The sequence below is a fragment of the Pseudomonas sp. S2_E02 genome (genome assembly GCF_054668355.1).
The window spans coordinates 3,135,337-3,153,212 of record NZ_CP162761.1 but is presented as its reverse complement, the minus strand read 5'-3'; the positions used below and the strand labels follow the sequence as shown (position 1 = coordinate 3,153,212).

Annotated in this window: 15 protein-coding genes; 4 read left to right on the top strand and 11 right to left on the bottom strand. The window is 59.4% G+C overall.

Annotated features, from left to right (window positions below; all coding sequences use genetic code 11):
- Positions 1-8: 8 nt before the first annotated feature.
- From aauS to AB4O01_RS14085, 9 genes are all read right to left on the bottom strand, one after another.
- The gene (gene aauS / locus AB4O01_RS14125) at positions 9-1,910 is read right to left on the bottom strand and encodes a two-component sensor histidine kinase AauS (protein WP_460092114.1); all 1,902 of its coding nucleotides are present in this window, start codon (positions 1,908-1,910) and stop codon (positions 9-11) included.
- Between the two features lie 170 nt (positions 1,911-2,080).
- A complete protein-coding gene (locus AB4O01_RS14120; protein WP_007963947.1) occupies positions 2,081-2,815 on the bottom strand; it encodes an amino acid ABC transporter ATP-binding protein in 735 nt (244 codons plus the stop codon).
- Complete coding sequence (locus AB4O01_RS14115) at positions 2,812-3,483, bottom strand: amino acid ABC transporter permease (RefSeq protein WP_003227756.1); 672 nt, start codon at positions 3,481-3,483, stop codon at positions 2,812-2,814. The genes AB4O01_RS14120 and AB4O01_RS14115 overlap by 4 nt, the downstream gene beginning before the upstream one ends.
- On the bottom strand, positions 3,483-4,229 hold the full coding sequence (locus AB4O01_RS14110) for an amino acid ABC transporter permease (protein ID WP_095048296.1): 747 nt from the start codon (positions 4,227-4,229) through the stop codon (positions 3,483-3,485). The genes AB4O01_RS14115 and AB4O01_RS14110 overlap by 1 nt, the downstream gene beginning before the upstream one ends.
- 193 nt (positions 4,230-4,422) lie before the next feature.
- The gene (locus AB4O01_RS14105) at positions 4,423-5,349 is read right to left on the bottom strand and encodes a glutamate/aspartate ABC transporter substrate-binding protein (protein WP_093430588.1); all 927 of its coding nucleotides are present in this window, start codon (positions 5,347-5,349) and stop codon (positions 4,423-4,425) included.
- 552 nt (positions 5,350-5,901) lie between these two features.
- Positions 5,902-7,440: a glycerol-3-phosphate dehydrogenase gene (gene glpD, locus AB4O01_RS14100; protein WP_093430587.1), complete on the bottom strand. Its 1,539-nt coding sequence runs from the start codon at positions 7,438-7,440 to the stop codon at positions 5,902-5,904.
- Between the two features lie 309 nt (positions 7,441-7,749).
- Complete coding sequence (locus tag AB4O01_RS14095; RefSeq protein WP_007916700.1) at positions 7,750-8,505, bottom strand: DeoR/GlpR family transcriptional regulator; 756 nt, start codon at positions 8,503-8,505, stop codon at positions 7,750-7,752.
- Positions 8,506-8,600: 95 nt separating this feature from the next.
- Complete coding sequence (gene glpK, locus AB4O01_RS14090; RefSeq protein WP_093430586.1) at positions 8,601-10,103, bottom strand: glycerol kinase GlpK; 1,503 nt, start codon at positions 10,101-10,103, stop codon at positions 8,601-8,603.
- 77 nt (positions 10,104-10,180) lie between these two features.
- Positions 10,181-11,032 carry an MIP/aquaporin family protein gene (locus tag AB4O01_RS14085; protein ID WP_460092111.1) on the bottom strand — a complete coding sequence of 284 codons (852 nt, stop codon included), beginning with the start codon at positions 11,030-11,032 and terminating at the stop codon, positions 10,181-10,183.
- Between the two features lie 361 nt (positions 11,033-11,393).
- Here AB4O01_RS14085 and ybaK point away from each other — a divergent pair, with 361 nt between their 5' ends.
- Both ybaK and AB4O01_RS14075 read left to right on the top strand, forming a co-directional pair.
- Positions 11,394-11,864, top strand: coding sequence for a Cys-tRNA(Pro) deacylase (ybaK, locus tag AB4O01_RS14080; protein WP_090285884.1), 471 nt, complete (start codon positions 11,394-11,396; stop codon positions 11,862-11,864).
- Between the two features lie 95 nt (positions 11,865-11,959).
- The gene (locus AB4O01_RS14075; RefSeq protein WP_460092110.1) at positions 11,960-12,742 is read left to right on the top strand and encodes a PhzF family phenazine biosynthesis protein; all 783 of its coding nucleotides are present in this window, start codon (positions 11,960-11,962) and stop codon (positions 12,740-12,742) included.
- A 117-nt stretch (positions 12,743-12,859) separates the two neighbouring features.
- On the opposite strand, the gene AB4O01_RS14070 is transcribed toward AB4O01_RS14075, so the two are convergent.
- On the bottom strand, positions 12,860-13,969 hold the full coding sequence (locus tag AB4O01_RS14070; protein ID WP_099757053.1) for an ABC transporter ATP-binding protein: 1,110 nt from the start codon (positions 13,967-13,969) through the stop codon (positions 12,860-12,862).
- A complete protein-coding gene (argF, locus tag AB4O01_RS14065; RefSeq protein ID WP_093430582.1) occupies positions 13,966-14,886 on the bottom strand; it encodes an ornithine carbamoyltransferase in 921 nt (306 codons plus the stop codon). The genes AB4O01_RS14070 and argF overlap by 4 nt, the downstream gene beginning before the upstream one ends.
- Positions 14,887-15,289: 403 nt before the next feature.
- Here argF and AB4O01_RS14060 point away from each other — a divergent pair, with 403 nt between their 5' ends.
- Together AB4O01_RS14060 and AB4O01_RS14055 are read left to right on the top strand one after the other, a co-directional pair.
- On the top strand, positions 15,290-15,580 hold the full coding sequence (locus tag AB4O01_RS14060; protein ID WP_016986650.1) for a hypothetical protein: 291 nt from the start codon (positions 15,290-15,292) through the stop codon (positions 15,578-15,580).
- A 134-nt stretch (positions 15,581-15,714) separates the two neighbouring features.
- Entirely contained in the window at positions 15,715-17,820 is a 2,106-nt protein-coding gene (locus AB4O01_RS14055) for a molybdopterin oxidoreductase family protein (RefSeq protein ID WP_460092108.1), read from the top strand.
- Positions 17,821-17,876 lie beyond the last annotated feature (56 nt).

Sequence of the window (17,876 nt, the reverse complement as noted above, 5' to 3'; positions counted from 1 at the left end):
GTCGTGGTTCATATTGGCTCGGCAGGAGTAGGGCTTACCAACGGTAAACTGAGGACGAAGGTGGTGCCACCGCTGGCCGGGTGTTCGACACCCAGATGCCCGCCGGTGGCGGCGGCGAGGCTGGCGGAAAGGGTCAGGCCAAGGCCCAGGCCTTGTTCGCCGGGTTTGGTGGTGAAGAACGGTTCGAACAGATGCTTGCGCGCTTCAGCGTCGATGCCGTGACCGTTGTCACGTACACGCAGGCGATATTTGGCGTTGAATTCTTCACCCTCCAGCCACAGCTCGGGCAGGGGTTGCGCCTGCATGGCGTCGAGGGCATTGCCGATCAGGTTGACCAGAATCTGTTCGAGGCGGGTCTGGTCGATCTGCACCTGGACATCGATGAACTGGCGGTGAATGTTGACCGCCGAACTCTCCAGGCGTGCACCGAGCAATTGCAGCGCGGCCTCCACGGCTTTGCCGAGGCTGGCCTGGCCCTGGTTGTCACCGCGCCGGGCGAACGAACGCAGGCTGGCGGTGATCCGGCCCATGCGGTCGATCAGCTCGTTGATGGTTTTCAGATTGGTGCTGGCGACATCCAGTTGGCCCCGTTCGAGGAAGCGCACGGTGTTGCCCGATAGCGTACGCATCGCCGCCAGCGGCTGGTTCAATTCGTGAGCGATGCTGGTCGACATCTGACCGATGGCAGCGAGCTTGCCGGCCTGCACCAGTTCATCCTGCGCACGGCGCAACGTCTCTTCGGCCTGACGCCGTTCGCGGATCTGGCTCTTCAGGCGCTCGTTGCTGGCGCGCAGATCAGTGGTGCGTTCGGTAATCCGACGCTCCAGTTGATTGTTGGCTTCCTGCAAGGCTTCGCGGGCGGCGAGACGGGTGGCGATGACCTTGCGCCGCTCGTTCCAGGCGATCAACAGGAATGCCACCAGCGCAAACGCGACGGCGACCAGAATCCCTTGGTTGATGGCTTCGCGGCGCAGGTCCTGCAACGGCGTGAGCAGGGTGAAGTTCCACGGTGTGTCGCTCAGTGGCCGGGTCTGTGCCAGATAGCTGATGTCGTCATCGTCGGAGCGCACTTCGCTGTTGGCGGGGAAGGTCAGTTTTTCCACGCCTTCGGACAGGGTTTCCCGGGCCAGCGGTTGCAGCTCGTTGAGCGGGAACCAGTAGTACTGCAGGCTGCGGGCGAGTTTTTCTTTGGTTTCGTCGGTGAGCGGGATCACTGACTTGAGGCGTCGAGCCGGATCGCTGGAGAGAATGATGATGCCGTTCTCATCGCTGACAAAGGCTTCTAGACGCGCGCGTTGCCAGCGTTCTTCCATGGCTTCCAGGCGCACTTTGACCACGGCGACGCCGATGATCTTGCCATGCTCTTCGAGGCCGTGGGCGAGGTAATAGCCGGGCTCACCGTTGGTGCTGCCGATGCCGTAGAAACGCCCCGACTCGCCGCGTACGGCTTTCTGGAAATAGGCGCGGAAGGACAGGTCTTCACCGAGATAACTGTCGACATCGCGCCAGTTGCTGGTGGCCATGACACGGCCGGTGGTGTCCATCACGTAGATGGCCCGACTGCGACTGCGCCGGTTCAGGCCTTCAAGGTAATCGTTGACCGTTCGCCGGTGTTCCGGGGTCGGGTCGGCCAGCAACTGCGACACACTGGTTTCGAGTTCCAGCAGGCTGGGCAGGTAGGTGTATTTGCTGATTTCGCTTTCGACGGCGCGGGCGTTCAGTTCGAGCTGACGCTGGCCGTTTTCGCCGAGGCTGCGAATGCCGAAATGCTCACTGGTCCAGAAGCCGGCGTAACCCAACCCGATCATCAGGACGATGACCAGTGGCGGCAGAAACAGATGACGAATCAGACGAGGCTTCACGGCAAGTGATGGCGGCGCGGCGCGATAGAGATTGGGGTCGCATTTCATCACAGTTGCCTTGGGTCAACCACCACACTTGCAGGCTCACCGCTGTCCCTGTGGGAGCGAGCTTGCTCGCGAAGAGGCCGGATCAGTCAACATCAATGTTGAATGTCAGTCCGCTTTCGCGAGCAAGCTCGCTCTCACAGGGATAAGTGTGATGGCGCAAGTACTCGGTTTTAGTGCTGCAGGATTTTCTCGAGGAAGTGCTGCGCGCGTTCGGAGCGGGCGCTGATGTCGCCGAAGAATTCCTCTTTCGGGCAGTCTTCGATGATCTTGCCGGCGTCCATGAAGATCACCCGGTCAGCCACTTTGCGCGCAAAGCCCATTTCGTGGGTTACGCACATCATGGTCATGCCTTCGTGGGCCAGTTGCACCATCACGTCGAGCACTTCGTTGACCATCTCCGGGTCGAGCGCCGAGGTCGGTTCGTCGAACAGCATGACGATCGGGTCCATCGCCAGCGCACGGGCAATCGCCACACGCTGTTGCTGACCACCGGACAATTGCCCCGGATGTTTGTGGGCGTGAGCGGACAAGCCGACGCGCTCGAGCAGTTGCAGGCCTTTCTTGGTCGCTTCTTCCTTGCTGCGGCCCAACACCTTGATCTGCGCGATGGTCAGGTTTTCGGTGATGGTCAGGTGCGGGAACAGTTCGAAATGCTGGAACACCATGCCCACGCGCGAGCGCAGTTTCGGCAGGTTGGTCTTCGAGTCGGCAATCGAGGTGCCGTCGACGACGATGTCGCCTTTCTGGAACGGCTCCAGCGCGTTGACGCATTTGATCAGGGTCGATTTGCCGGAACCCGACGGGCCGCAGACCACGATCACTTCGCCTTTTTTGACCTCGGTGCTGCAATCAGTCAGCACCTGGAAGTCCCCATACCACTTGTTGATGTTCTTGATAGAGATCATACGGCGAACCTTTTTTGCAGACGCTTGACCAGCAGCGAGGCGGAAAAGCTGATGATGAAGTAGACGACACCGGCGAAGATCAGGAACTCGTTGGACCGGCCAATGATGTCACCGCTGGAGCGGGCGGAGTTAAGGAAGTCCACCAGGCCCACGGTGTAAACCAGCGAGGTGTCCTGAAACAGGATGATCGACTGTTGCAACAGCAACGGGGTCATCTTGCGGAACGCCTGGGGCAGGATGATCAGACGCATGGTCTGGCCATAGGTCATGCCCATCGCTTGCGCGGCGGCCATCTGGCCTTTGGGGATCGACTGCACACCGGCGCGGACGATCTCGCAGAAGTACGCGGCTTCGAACATCATGAAGGCCACGACGCAGGAGGTGAACGCACCGATCGGCGTGTCTTCACCGGTGATCCAGCGCAGCACGAACGGCACCGCCAGGTAGAACCAGGTGATCACCAGCAGGAGCGGGATCGAACGGAAGTAGTTCACATAAGCGCCGGCCACCCGCGACAGCAGTTTGCTCGACGACAGGCGCATCAGTGCGAGGATGGTCCCCAGCACGATGCCGCCGACCACGCCCATGACCATCAACTGCAAGGTCATGACCATGCCGTTCCACAGGCCCGGGATGGCGGGGATGATGCCGCTGAAATCGAAGTCCATTATTTACCCCCCACGGAGATCAGGCCGGGCACTGCGACTTTCTTCTCGACCATGCGCATCAGCAACATCAGGCTCATGTTCAGGGTGAAGTAGATCAGCGTGGCCAGGGTGAAGGCTTCAAACAGGTTGGCCGAGAACTCAGCGGTCTGTTTGGTTTGCGCCAGCAGTTCCATCAAACCGATCAGGGACGCCACGGAGGAGTTCTTGAAGACGTTGAGGAATTCCGAGGTAAGCGGCGGAATGATGATCCGGTAGGCCTGGGGCAGCAGCACGTTCCAGTAGATCTGCGGCAGTTTGAAGCCCATGGCGCGAGCAGCGGATTCCTGGCCGCGTGGCAGCGCCTGAATGCCAGTACGCACTTGCTCGCAGACACGGGCGGCGGTGAACAGGCCCAGGCACACGACAACGCTCAGGTAAGCCGAGGTGGTCGGGTTGAGGTCCTGTTTGTACCAGTCCTGCAGGTTTTGCGGCAGCAGGTCGGGCACCAGGAAGTACCAGATGAACAGTTGCACCAGCAGCGGCACGTTACGGAACAGCTCGACGTAGCAGGTGGCGATGCCCGATACGATACGGTTTGGCACCGTGCGCATGACCCCCAGAATGGAGCCCAGCAGCAAGGCGATGATCCATGCCACGATGGCGATGGCAATGGTCCAGCCCAGGCCGGAGATGTACCAGTCGAGATAAGTCTCGCTGCCAACGCCGGTGGACTTGAAGAACACGCCCCAGTCCCAGTTGTAATTCATTAGGGTCTCCCCTCGAGATCGATCGATGTACAAGCACCCGCTTGGGGAAGATCCTTTCCCGCCTGACGTTGAACGTCAGGCACACGCGATCGGCTCGGAAACCGCCAGGTCGAGTGTTCCACAGTGAAGCCAGCAGGTAGTAACAAACGCCTGAGGGAGGGTCGCCCCCTCAGGAGACAAGGTTAGTCAGGAATCAGATTTTTACGTCAGGCGCCGGCTTGTCGCTCGGGTTGGCGATCAGATCTTTGACCTTGTCGCTCATCGGGAACTTCAGGTTCAGGTTTTTTGGCGGGATCGGGCTTTCGAACCACTTGCTGTAGATCTTGTTGATCTCGCCGGACTTGTACAGGCCGACAATGGCGTCATCGACCGCCTTCTTGAAGGCCGGGTCGTCTTTGCGAACCATGCACGCATAGGCTTCGAAGGACTGTGGCGTACCGGTGATGACCCAGTCTTCCGGCTTCTTCGCCTTGGCTTCTTCGCCGGCCAGCAGGGCGTCGTCCATCATGAAGGCTACGGCGCGGCCGCTTTCCAGCATGTTGAAGGATTCGCCGTGGTCCTTGGCGGAGATGATGTTCATGCCCATCTGCTTGTCGGCGTTCATCGCTTTGATGATGCGCTCGGACGTGGTGCCCGCGGTGGTCACGACGTTTTTGCCTTTGAGGTCGGCAAAGTCAGCGTAGGAAGGCTTGCCATCCTTGTCTTTCTTGACCAGCAGACGGGTGCCGATTTCGAAGATGTTGACGGTGAAGTCGACTTGCTGGGCGCGCTCGGCGTTGTTGGTGGTGGAACCACACTCGATATCCGCGGTGCCGTTCTGGATCAGCGGGATACGGGTTTGCGAGGTTACCAGATTGTATTTGACCTGCAGGTCTGGCTTGTTCAGGTCTTTTTTCAGGGCTTCAACGATGGCCACTTGAATGTCGTGGGAGTAGCCCACTGGTTTGCCGGAAGCATCCGCGATGTAGGAAAACGGAATGGAGCTGTCGCGGTGAGCGAGCGTGATGGTGCCCGAATCGTTGATTTTCTTCAGGGTGCCGGTGAGTTCGGCGGCGAAAACTGGCGTGCTGATCAGAGCGGCCGCAATGGCTGCGCCCAGGATATGGGGAACGATGCGCATCAAATTTTCCTCGAATTGTTTTTTTTATGGAGCCAGTTCGTCGGCCCTTTTGTGCTTCGAATGCCTGACGGCTCCTGAAGTGTTGGCACAACAAGCATTCGTCGAGAGAGTGTAGAGCATGACTCGTGCCAGACCAGGGTGATGTACTTAACTTTATGATTTATAACGTTATTAAAGTTTTGTGATGGTTTGTTTTGGCGTAACTGATCCGGTTTACCGAATCGACCGGGAAGTCGCGTTCGGAAAGCCGAACGATCAAAAGCCCCTCACCCTAACCCTCCCGAAACGTCGGACCGCCCAGAGGGAGAGGGGACTGAACGCGGCGACTGGGCGAGATGCACCGACCTGAGATACCGAGTCGAACTCAGAATTTGAACCTCATGAAGATCGGCTCCCTTCCCCCTCTACCCCCTGGGGGCGGTCCGACGTTTCGGGAGGGCTGGGGTGAGGGGGAAGAGATCTAACTGACCCAATCAAATTTTGCAGAGCCCACAAAACAAAAAAGCCCCTGAATCTCTCAATTCAGGGGCTTTCGTTTAAGCGATGTTCACATCACGCCGCTTCGATCTTGCTACGGTTCTGCTCAACCTTACCCAGATACGCCGCAAGCTTCTCCTGCTCGGCCGGAGTGGTAAACAGCCCCAGCTTGCTACGACGCCACAGAATGTCATGCGCCGTGGTTGCCCACTCTTCGCTGCACAGGTAATCGACTTCGCGGGTGTAGAGCCCGCCGCCGATGTGTTCGCCCATGTCCGCAAGGCTTTCCACACCTTCAAGCATGCGCCAGGTCCGGCTGCCGTAGGTGGTGGCCCAGCGGCGGGCGATCTCGGTCGGCACGAAGTCGAACTTGTCGCGGATCTGCGCGCACAAGGCTTGCGGGGTGGTCATGTCCTCGCCGCCAGGCAGGGTAGCGGTGGCGGTCCAGCTCGGGCGCATCTGAGTGAAGAACGGCATCAACTGCGCCATCGCCGACTCGGCGAGTTTGCGGTAAGTGGTCAGCTTGCCGCCGAACACCGACAATAGCGGTGCCTCTTCAGTGCTGCCCGACAAGGCCAGGGTGTAATCACGGGTGACGGCCGACGGGTTGTCGGATTCGTCGTTGCACAGTGGGCGTACGCCCGAGTAGCTGTGCTGGATGTCGTCACGGCTGATCTGCTGCTTGAAGTGGGCGTTGACCACTTTCAACAGGTAGTCGGTTTCGGCGTCGGTGATTGCCACTTTCGCCGGATCGCCGGTGTACTCACGATCGGTGGTGCCGATCAGGGTGAAGTGGTTCAAGTACGGAATGGTGAAGACGATGCGCTGATCTTCGTTTTGCAGAATGTGCGCGTGATCGCCTTCATACAACTTCGGCACGATGATGTGGCTGCCCTGGATCAAACGGATGCCGTACGGCGATTCCATCTTCAGGTCGTCACGAATGAACTTGGCAACCCACGGGCCGGCGGCGTTCACCAGCGCTTTGGCGGTGATCGAAAACAGACTGCCGTCGGCACGTTCCAGATGCAGGTGCCACAGACCTTTGGTGCGACGGGCGCTGACGCACCGGGTCTGGGTGTGCACGTGAGCGCCTTTTTCGCGGGCGGCCATGGCGTTCAAGACAACGAGGCGGGCGTCATCGACCCAGCAGTCGGAGTATTCGAAGCCTTTCTTGATTTCGCTTTTCAGTGCGCTGTCGGCGCCGAACTTGAGGCTTTTCGAACCTGGCAGTTTTTCGCGCTTGCCGAGGTTGTCATACAGGAACAGGCCAGCGCGGATCATCCACGCCGGACGCAGGTGTGGACGGTGCGGCAACACGAAGCGCATCGGTTTGACGATATGCGGCGCCTTGGCCAGCAACACTTCGCGCTCAGCCAGCGCTTCACGCACCAGACGGAATTCGTAATGTTCGAGGTAGCGCAGGCCGCCGTGGATCAGCTTGCTGCTGGCCGACGAGGTGTGGCTGGCCAGATCGTCTTTTTCGCAAAGGAACACCGAAAGCCCGCGACCGGCGGCATCCGCTGCGATCCCCACGCCATTGATCCCGCCGCCAATGACGGCGATGTCGTAGATCTCGGAGATTGGGGGCGTACGCAAGGTAGAGGTGGACATCGGCTGGCCTCGGGTTCTTTTGATTTTCTATATTGGAAATCGAACATGAATGTTCATTTGCGAAAATGGTAGCCCATAAACACCCGCGCAGCCAGTCACGTTCGATTGAAAAAACTCATCGAAGGGCAGTTAAAAGAAAATTTTCGAACATTAAATGCGCGAAGGGGCGCTAGAGGTGTGCTGTTTACTCGATTGCCTTCGCGAGCAGGCTCGCTCCCACAGTTTGAAATGCATTCCAATGTGGGAGCGAGCCGGCTCCGGGCGGCGATCCGACGAAGGCGTCAGTACAGACAATGAAGAGAAGGGTAGTTAAACGACTTCCAGGCGAATCTTGTGCTGACTCAACAACTGCGCCAGCGCCGGCACCGGCTGCTGATCGGTTACAAGGCAATCAATCAGACTGATCGGCCCCAACCGAATCATCGCGTTACGCCCGAACTTGCTGGAGTCCGCCGCCAGAATCACCTGCCGCGCATTGGCAATGATCGCCTGCGACACCCGCACTTCCTGATAATCGAAATCCAGCAAGCTGCCGTCTTCATCAATACCGCTGATTCCGACCAGGGCGAAATCAACTTTGAACTGATTGATGAAATCCACGCTCGCCTGACCGACCACGCCGCCATCACGGCGCACATTGCCGCCGGTCAGCAGCACATCGAAATCATCCTTGGCACTGAGCATCGACGCCACATGCAGGTTGTTGGTGATGATCTTCAGATGATTGTGGTTGAGCAGGGCGCGGGCAATCGATTCGGTGGTGGTGCCGATGTTGATGAACAGCGAGGCGTGATCGGGGATCTGGGCGGCGATGGCTTCACCGATGCGTTGTTTTTCATCGCGCATCTGGTCGGCGCGCATCGCATAGGCAGTGTTTTCGACGCTGGAATCATAAGCCGCACCGCCATGGTAGCGACGCAACAGATTGGCTTCCGCGAGCTGATTGATGTCGCGGCGGATGGTTTGCGGGGTAACAACGAACAGCGTGGCCATTTCCTCGATGCTCACATAGCCGCGTTCGCGGACCAGCTCGAGGATTTGCTGCTGACGGGGAGGCAGATTCATGGGGCTTCCTTTGGGCTGCCGTGCAAAATTTGCCCATGATGCCGCAGGAATCCGCTCCCGACCAGTTAGATGCCTATCTGGATCTGAAGGTTGGCTTATTCAGCGTCTTCACGCGCCCAGTCACGGGTGCGGCTGACGGCTTTTTTCCAGCCTTTGTACAGCTTCTCTTTCTCGGTTTCGTCCAGGCTCGGCTCGAACTCACGCTCGATCACCGCTTTACCACGCAGTTCGTCCAGGCTGCCCCAGAAACCGCACGCCAGACCGGCCAGATACGCGGCGCCAAGTGCCGTGGTTTCGCGCATTTGCGGACGCTCGACCTGCGTGCCGAGGATGTCGGCCTGGAACTGCATGAGGAAGTTGTTCGCCACCGCGCCGCCGTCCACGCGCAGGGCTTTGAGGCGTTCGCCGGAGTCTTGCTGCATGGCGTCGAGCACGTCGCGAGTCTGGTAAGCAATCGACTCCAGTGCGGCGCGGATGATGTGATCCACGCGCACGCCGCGAGTCAGGCCGAACAGCGCGCCACGGGCATATGGGTCCCAGTACGGCGCGCCCAGACCGGTGAAGGCCGGCACCAGGTACACGCCGTTGCTGTCCTTCACTTTATTGGCGAAGTATTCGGTGTCGTGGGCGTCGTTGATGATTTTCAGTTCATCGCGCAGCCACTGCACGGTCGAACCGCCGTTGAACACCGCGCCTTCCAGCGCATAAGCCACTTCGCCACGCGGGCCGCAAGCGATGGTGGTGAGCATGCCGTGCTGGGATTTCACCGCTTTGTCGCCGGTGTTCATCAGCAGGAAGCAGCCGGTGCCGTAGGTGTTTTTCGCTTGACCCGGCTCCACGCACATCTGCCCGAACAACGCGGCTTGCTGGTCACCGGCGATACCACCGATGGCAATGCCGCTCTTGGTGCGACCGTAGATTTCCGAAGAAGCCTTCACTTCCGGAAGCATCTCGCGCGGGATGTCGAGGATTTCCAGCATCTTCGAATCCCATTCCAGCGAATGGATATTGAAGAGCATGGTGCGCGAGGCGTTGGTGTAGTCGGTGACATGCACCTTGCCGCCGGTGAATTTCCAGATCAGCCAGCTATCGACGGTGCCGAACAGCAGTTCGCCGTTGCGCGCTCGTTCGCGGCTGCCTTCGACGTTGTCGAGGATCCACTTCAGTTTGGTGCCGGAGAAGTACGGGTCGGTGACCAGGCCGGTGTTGTCGCGGATGTAGTCTTCGTGGCCATCGCGCTTGAGCTGCTGGCAGATCTCGGTGCTGCGGCGGCACTGCCAGACGATGGCGTTGTACACCGGGCGGCCGGTGGTCTTGTCCCAGACCACGGTGGTTTCACGCTGGTTGGTGATGCCGATGGCAGCCACCTGATCGTGATGCAGGCCAGCCTGGGCCAGGGCTTCAACCATCACCGCGCTCTGGGTGGCGAAGATTTCCATCGGGTCGTGTTCAACCCAACCGGCTTGCGGGTAATGCTGGGCGAATTCGCGCTGCGCGGTGCAGACCACGTTCGCGTCGCGGTCGAAAATGATCGCGCGGGAGCTGGTCGTACCCTGATCGAGGGCAATGATGTAGTTCTTATTCTGAATGTCGGTCATGTCGATTGCCTTGGACGAAATAAGGGAGAGTGGGCCGTGGCGCAGGCTCTATAGGGCAGGAGCCGGCGCCGACTGTTTCAAGAAGTTCTTGGTTTGCCGTCAATGGCCGGTTCTGCATCCTTTGTAGCAGGTGTGGCGCCGGTCAGGTGACGGGCGATGAGCCCGCGATACCCGGCAGCGCCGAGGCAGGCACCGACAATCGGTGCAAAAATCGGAATCAGGAAATACGGAATTTCACGGCCGCCAGTGAAGGAAATTTCACCCCAGCCGGCGAAGAAAGTCATCAGTTTCGGACCGAAGTCACGCGCCGGGTTCATGGCGAAACCGGTCAACGGCCCCATCGAACTGCCGATAACGGCAATCAGCAAGCCGATCAGCAGCGGCGCCAGCGGGCCTTTCGGCAGGCCGTTGTTGTCATCGGTCAGGGACATGATCACGCCCATCAGGATCGCCGTGATGATCATCTCGACCAGGAATGCCTGGGCGGTGGACAGCACCGGGTTCGGGAAGGTCGAGAACACCGAGGCCAACTCAAGGCTGGCGGTCGAGCCACGGACCATTTGGTGAGTTTGTTCGTAATCGAAGAAAAGATTGCTGTACAGCGTGTAAACCAGCAGCGCGCCGCAGAAGGCGCCGGCGATCTGGGCAAGAATATAGAACGGCAGTTTGCGCTTTTCGAAGTCGGCGAAGATTGCCAGGGCGATGCTCACGGCCGGGTTCAGGTGCGCGCCGGAAACTCCGGCGGTGAGGTAGATCGCCATGCTCACGCCGACGCCCCAGATGATGCTGATTTCCCACAGGCCGAAGCTGGCACCCGCGACTTTGAGCGCGGCGACACAGCCGGTGCCGAAAAAGATCAGAAGAGCAGTACCCAAAAACTCGGCCATGCATTGGCTCGAGAGCGATGGTTGCTGTAAAGCAGTTGTCATTGAAAACCTCGTTTTTGTTGTTGTCTGGCGCGTTTGCCAACAGGGCAAGGCGCGATTTTCCCCGAGTAGGAATCCCCATTCCGTTCCCGGTTTACTGCTGGGTGTCGCTGTGACGACAATTCTTACATTATTCAGATTCGAAAAAATATAGACAAGAAACAAACCTGTCAAAGGTCGAAAGTGAACCGTCGGTCACAATAAAACTATTCGCTGGGTGAATGATCCTTTGTGGCCCAGGTGCGACAACGTGCGCTGAATGTCTGCGAGCCGCGGGAATCGTGGCTTGGGATAGAGCCTTTTGGAGGCTGATCACCTAGAATCCGGCGGAGGTTTTTTTGCCATTGCCGAGCCTGGAGCTGCCATGACCCCTGCGTTGGACTTGTTGAAAAAAGTTCGTGCCGAACATCGCGTGCACAGTTACGAACATGACCCGAAGGCCGCGTCCTATGGCCTTGAGGCCGCAGAGAAGCTGGCACTTGAACCGGCACAGGTGTTTAAAACCCTGCTCGCGGCCAGTGAAAAAGGCGAGTTGCTGGTGGCGGTGGTGCCGGTCGTCGGAAGCCTCGACCTCAAAGGTCTGGCCCATGCCGCTGGCGTAAAAAAAGTCGAGATGGCTGACCCGGCAGCCGCTCAGCGCTCCACCGGGTATCTGTTGGGCGGCATCAGTCCGTTGGGACAGAAGAAGCGCCTGCGTACCTTTATCGACAACTCGGCTCAGGGTTTTGCGACTATTTATGTCAGCGCCGGCCGGCGTGGCCTGGAAGTGGAACTGGCGCCCGCAGTGCTCGCCGAACACACCCAGGCCAAATTTGCCGACATCGGCCGTCCTTAGTCATTAATGCTGTATGTAAAAAAATGACGGGTTCTGTCACTGGCGCTGATCACGGCGTGGCTGCATCCTCTGCCGACTGACTCAGGGAGAAAGTTATGCAGCTCGAGTTTCATCAGGTCGACGCGTTCAGTGATCGGCCGTTCAGTGGTAATCCGGCGATGGTTTATCGGTTGGAGACGTGGCTCGCGGATGAGCTGATGCAGAAGATCGCCGCCGAACACAATCTGGCGGAAACCGCATTTCTGGTGCGCGAAGGTCAGGCCTGGCATATCCGCTGGTTTACCCCGACCACTGAAGTGCCGTTGTGCGGGCACGCCACGTTGGCGAGTGCTTATGTGCTGTTCGAGATCTACAAGGAGAGCGCCGAGCGTATCGACTTTACCTGCCAGTCCGGGCCGTTGAGTGTCAGCCGTGAAGAGGGCCGTTTGTGGCTGGACTTCCCGTCGATCGTGCCCTCGGAAATTGGCGTGACGCTGGATGTCGAGCGAGCGCTGGGGGTCGAGGCGGTGGATGTGCTCGGCTCCAACGAACTGTTTGTGGTGCTGGAGTCGGAGCAGGCGGTGCTTGATTGCAAGCCGGACATGGTCGCGCTGGCCAAATTGCCGTGGCTGGGCGCGATCGTCACCGCGCGCGGCAATCAGCACGACTTCGTCTCGCGCTATTTTGCGCCGGCGATTGGAATCAATGAGGATCCGGTGACCGGGTCGACGCATTGCAGCCTGATCCCGTATTGGTCCAAGCGTCTGGGCAAGTCGAGCCTGACCGCCTGCCAGCGCTCGGCGCGGGGTGGGGAGCTGTTCTGTCGGCTGGAAGGAGAGCGGGTGAAAATCGGCGGTAATGCGACGCTGGTTGCGAGCGGTACCCTGATCTTGGGTTGATGCAAAATCCTGTAGGAGTGAGCCTGCTCGCGATAGCGGTGTGTCAGTCAATATATTTGTTGATTGACACACCGCTATCGCGAGCAGGCTCACTCCTACAAGGAGAATCGTGTTGGATCAGAGCGCAGCGCTGTAGCGGCGAACACCGTTTTCCAATGCCGGGATCTGTGCGGCGGTGCTGCCGGAAGCCTGGAACAAGACCAGATGCTCAGCGGCAACCCGAATCCCCACCTCCGCACCCACCTGATGATCCGCATGGCTGGGGAAAATCGATTCCAGCTGCGCACCCGTTGGCAATTGCAGGCGATACAGCGTCGAAGCGCCAAGGAACGTCTTGCCGACAATCCGCGCTTTCAACCCACTGTCCGGTGCATAAACAATGTCATCCGGGCGCAGCAGCACATCCACCGCGCCGCCAATCGGCCACGTATAGGCTCGATTGCCACGCAGTTCACCCAGTTCGGTCTGCACCGATTCCGGGCTGCCGAGCTGACCACGAATGAAGTAACCCTGACCGATGAAGCTGGCCACATAAGGCGTTGCCGGTTCGTGATACAGGTTGTACGGCGTGTCCCACTGCTCCAGTCGACCTTCCTTGAACACGCCAACGTGATCGCTGACGGCAAAAGCCTCTTCCTGGTCGTGGGTCACCAGAATTGCGCTGGTGCCACGCGCCTTGAGGATGTCGCGCACTTCATGGCTGAGCTTGCGCCGCAGTTCGCCATCGAGGTTGGAAAACGGCTCATCAAGCAGCAGCAATTGCGGCTCTGGCGCCAACGCACGGGCGAGGGCGACGCGCTGTTGCTGGCCGCCCGACAGCTCGTGCGGGAAGCGCTTGCCGAGGTTTTTCAGGTTGACCAGTTCGAGCAGCTCTTCGGTGACGCGTTCCTTGTTCGGGTGCTTGCGAATGCCAAAGGCAATGTTGTCGGCGACGCTCAGGTGCGGGAACAGTGCGTAGTCCTGGAACACCATGCCGATCCGGCGTTTTTCCGGGGCGAGAGTGAAGCCGGCGCTGGAAATGGTTTCGCCACCGAGGGTGATTTCCCCTTCGTGCACTGGCTCGAATCCGGCAATGGCACGCAGGGTGGTGGTCTTGCCGCAGCCGGACGAGCCGAGCAGGCAGCCGATGTCGCCGGCGTTGAGGTGCAGATTGAGGTTCTGCACCACACGTTGATCTTGATAGCCGCAAGCGAGGTTGCGCAGGTTCAGCAGTAATTCATGACTCATGCGTGGTGATATGCCGGTTCAACGAGGAACTCGAGCAGGGCCTTCTGTGCGTGGAGACGGTTTTCTGCCTGATCCCAGGCGACGGAGCGCGGGTCATCAAGCAGGTCGAGGCTGATTTCTTCGCCACGGTGCGCCGGCAGGCAATGCATGAACAGCACGTCCTCGGCAGCGAGGTCGAGCAGGGCGCGGTTGACCTGAAACGGCGCGAACAGCTTGAGGCGCTTGGCAGTTTCCTCTTCCTGACCCATCGAAGTCCAGACGTCGGTGCTCACCAGATGCGCGCCGCGCACGGCGTCTTGCGGGTCGCGGACGATGGTCACGCGATCGCCGGCTCTGGCGACGAACTCAGGATTTGGCTCGTAGCCTTCCGGGCAGGCAACGCGCAACTGGAAGTCGAACTGGATCGCCGCTTCTATATAGCTGTTGCACATGTTGTTGCCGTCGCCGATCCAGGCGACCGTTTTGCCCTGGATCGAGCCACGGTGTTCAAGGAACGTCTGCATGTCGGCCAGCAACTGGCACGGGTGCAGGTCATCGGACAGGCCGTTGATCACTGGCACGCGCGAGTTGGCGGCGAATTCGGTCAGGGTGCTGTGGGCAAAGGTTCGGATCATCACCGCATCGAGCATGCTCGACATGACGATGGCGCAGTCGCCGATCGGCTCGCCACGGCCCAGTTGGGTATCGCGCGGCGACAGGAAGATTGCCTGGCCGCCGAGCTGGATCATGCCGGCCTCGAACGAGATCCGGGTGCGGGTCGAGGATTTTTCGAAGATCATCCCCAGCACGCGGTTTTTCAGAGGCTCGAACAGTACGCCGCGGTTACGCAGGTCCTTGAGCTCAACGCCTCGACGGATCACGCTGACCAGCTCTTCGGGCGTGCAATCCATCAGGGAGAGAAAGTGCCTTGCGCTCATCATTGACTACCTTTTGCTACAAACCGCAGATGCTCAAAGCCTTGTTTAACGGAACAACGGGCGAGACCTGCGGCGTAAGCCGCACGGGGCGACGAAATAGGGGAAGGCGCGATATTGACACTAAATGTCGCGTTTTTCCAATAGGCTACGGTTTTTGCGGGATTCGGAGGGCGCACTGAATGTTGCAGTCGCGCATTTGAAGCCGGGTTCAGGACAGCAGCGAGCCTCTTTGTACACTGGCCTTGCAGGGCTTGGCAATGCGGCGTGGCGGGGATCGCGTCGCTTGGGTCGGTTTACGACCGTGGCGCCATGCCATCACTTGGTCGGATGCTCAGGCTGAAACATTTGCTAAAGCAAAGTGCTGGGTTATAAATAAGTTTCGAGCGACGCAGGAAGCCTCCGCATGGAATCGAAAGAAAAACTGTTAATGGAACTGCTGGGCCACACGGCTCGCTCACTGACCCATCTCACCGCCTCAGTCACTTCAATGTCATTCGAACTGCTGCGCAGCGAAGACGAAGTGGTGAAGAGCGCCGGCCGCCACATGATCGATCGCATGGCGACCATCAGTGCCGGGCTCGACGAACACTGGCGATTGATCGGCGAGCTCACCGGCGTACATGTCGCCCACGAGCAGATTGAAACCATTCAGGAGATTCAGCTGGCCGCACCGCCTCAGCTGCCGTCGAACTGATCATGGCGGTTTATCGGCTCGCCTGATAACCGCCGATTCACAGGACGAACGTCGCTGGCGCAGGATCGGCGCCGGGGCCATAGTTTTGTTCCCGCGGGCGTGAATGCCTGCCCAGAACAAGACAGAGACTGGCCATGACCAAGACTCTCCATCACCGTGCCTGCCATCTGTGTGAAGCCATTTGCGGGCTGACCATCGAAACCACCGAAACCGATGGCAACGTCGCGATCACATCAATCAAGGGTGACGCGCTCGACACGTTTAGTCGTGGACACATCTGCCCCAAAGCTGTGGCCCTGCAAGATATCCAGAACGACCCTGATCGCCTGCGCCAGCCAATGCGCCGTGTGGGCAGCGAATGGCTACCAATAGAGTGGGACGAGGCTTTTGCGCTGGTGGCCGAGAAGCTGGCGGCCATCCAGGACCGTCATGGCCAGAACGCCGTGGCGGTCTATCAAGGCAACCCGAGCGTGCATAACTACGGGCTGATGACCCACAGCAATTATTTCCTGGGGTTGCTGAAGACGCGCAATCGCTACTCGGCGACCTCGGTCGATCAGTTGCCGCATCACCTGAGCAGTTATCTGATGTACGGCCATGGGTTGCTGTTGCCGATTCCAGATATTGATCACACCGACTTCATGCTGATTCTCGGCGGTAATCCGCTGGCGTCCAACGGCAGCATCATGACCGTGCCGGATGTCGAGAAGCGTTTGAAAGCGATTCAGGCGCGCGACGGCAAAGTGGTGGTTGTCGATCCACGGCGCAGCGAGACGGCGGCCATGGCTGATCAGCATTTGTTCGTGCGTCCGGGGGGCGATGCAGCGTTGTTGTTTGGTGTGCTGAACACCCTGTTTAGCGAAGGCTTGACCAGCGAAAGTCATTTGCTGGTCGATGGGCTGAATGACGTGCGCGCCGCTGTCGCTGCGTTTACCGCTGAAGCCATGAGCCCGTTGTGTGCGGTTCCTGCCGAGCAGATCCGCCAACTGGCCCGGGATTTCGCCGCCGCGCCGAGTGCCGTGTGCTACGGGCGCATGGGCGTTTCGACGCAGGCCTTCGGCACCTTGTGTCACTGGGTGGTGCAATTGATCAACCTGGTCACCGGTAATCTTGATCGCGTCGGCGGTGCACTGTGCACTGAGCCCGCAGTGGATCTGGTGGCGTCGACTTCGGGCGGGCATTTCAACAAATGGCAGAGTCGCGTTTCCGGGCGTCCCGAGTACGGCGGCGAGCTACCGGTCTCGGCCCTGGCCGAAGAGATGCTTACCGAAGGTGAGGGCCAGATTCGTGCGCTGATCACCGTCGCTGGCAACCCGGTGTTGTCGACGCCGAACGGGCGGCAACTGGAGCAGGCGCTGGATGGCCTGGAGTTCATGGTCAGCGTCGACCTGTACATCAACGAAACCACGCGCTATGCCGACCTGATTCTGCCGTCGACCTCGGCGCTGGAAAACGATCACTACGACACGACGTTCAACCTGTTCGCGGTGCGCAACGTCACCCGCTTCAACCGCGCGATCCTCGCCAAACCCGAGGGCGCCTTGCATGACTGGGAGATCTTCGTGGGCCTGGCCAAGGCCTTTGCCGAGAAGACTGGCAAGGAACTGAAACCGACCATGCCACCGGCGAAGATGATCGATATGGGCCTGCGCATGGGCCTGTACGGTGACGCGTCCGAACAGAAGCTTTCGTTGGCGACGTTGTTCGATCATCCCCACGGGATTGATCTGGGCGCGTTGAAGCCGAACCTGGCTGCGCGCCTGAAAACGCCGAATCAGCGCGTGCAGGCTGCTCCGCCAGAGATCCTTGCTGACCTCGCACGCTTTGCCGCATTGCAGGCGCCGGCCGCCGATGAGCTGTTGATGATTGGCCGTCGTCATGTGCGCAGCAATAACTCGTGGATGCACAACTATCACCGTCTGGTGAAGGGCAAGCCGCGCCATCAACTGCTGATGCATCCGGATGACCTCGCCAGCCGTGGGCTTAACGATGGTCAGTTGGTTCGCGTCAGCTCGCGGGTGGGGCAGATCGAGGTCGAGGTGCTCGGCAGTCTGGACATGATGAAAGGCGTGGTCAGCCTGCCGCATGGTTGGGGGCATGCGCGGCCGGGCGTGCAAATGGCGATTGCCAGCAGTCAGCCCGGGTCGAGCGCAAACGATCTGACCGATGAATGCCAGCTAGATGAGCTGTCGGGTAACGCCGCACTTAATGGTGTGCCGGTGACGGTGGCGGCGGCCTGAATGTGACCGTCGGGGAGACCGAGCATGGCGCTCGGGATTCCGTTACAATGCGTCAC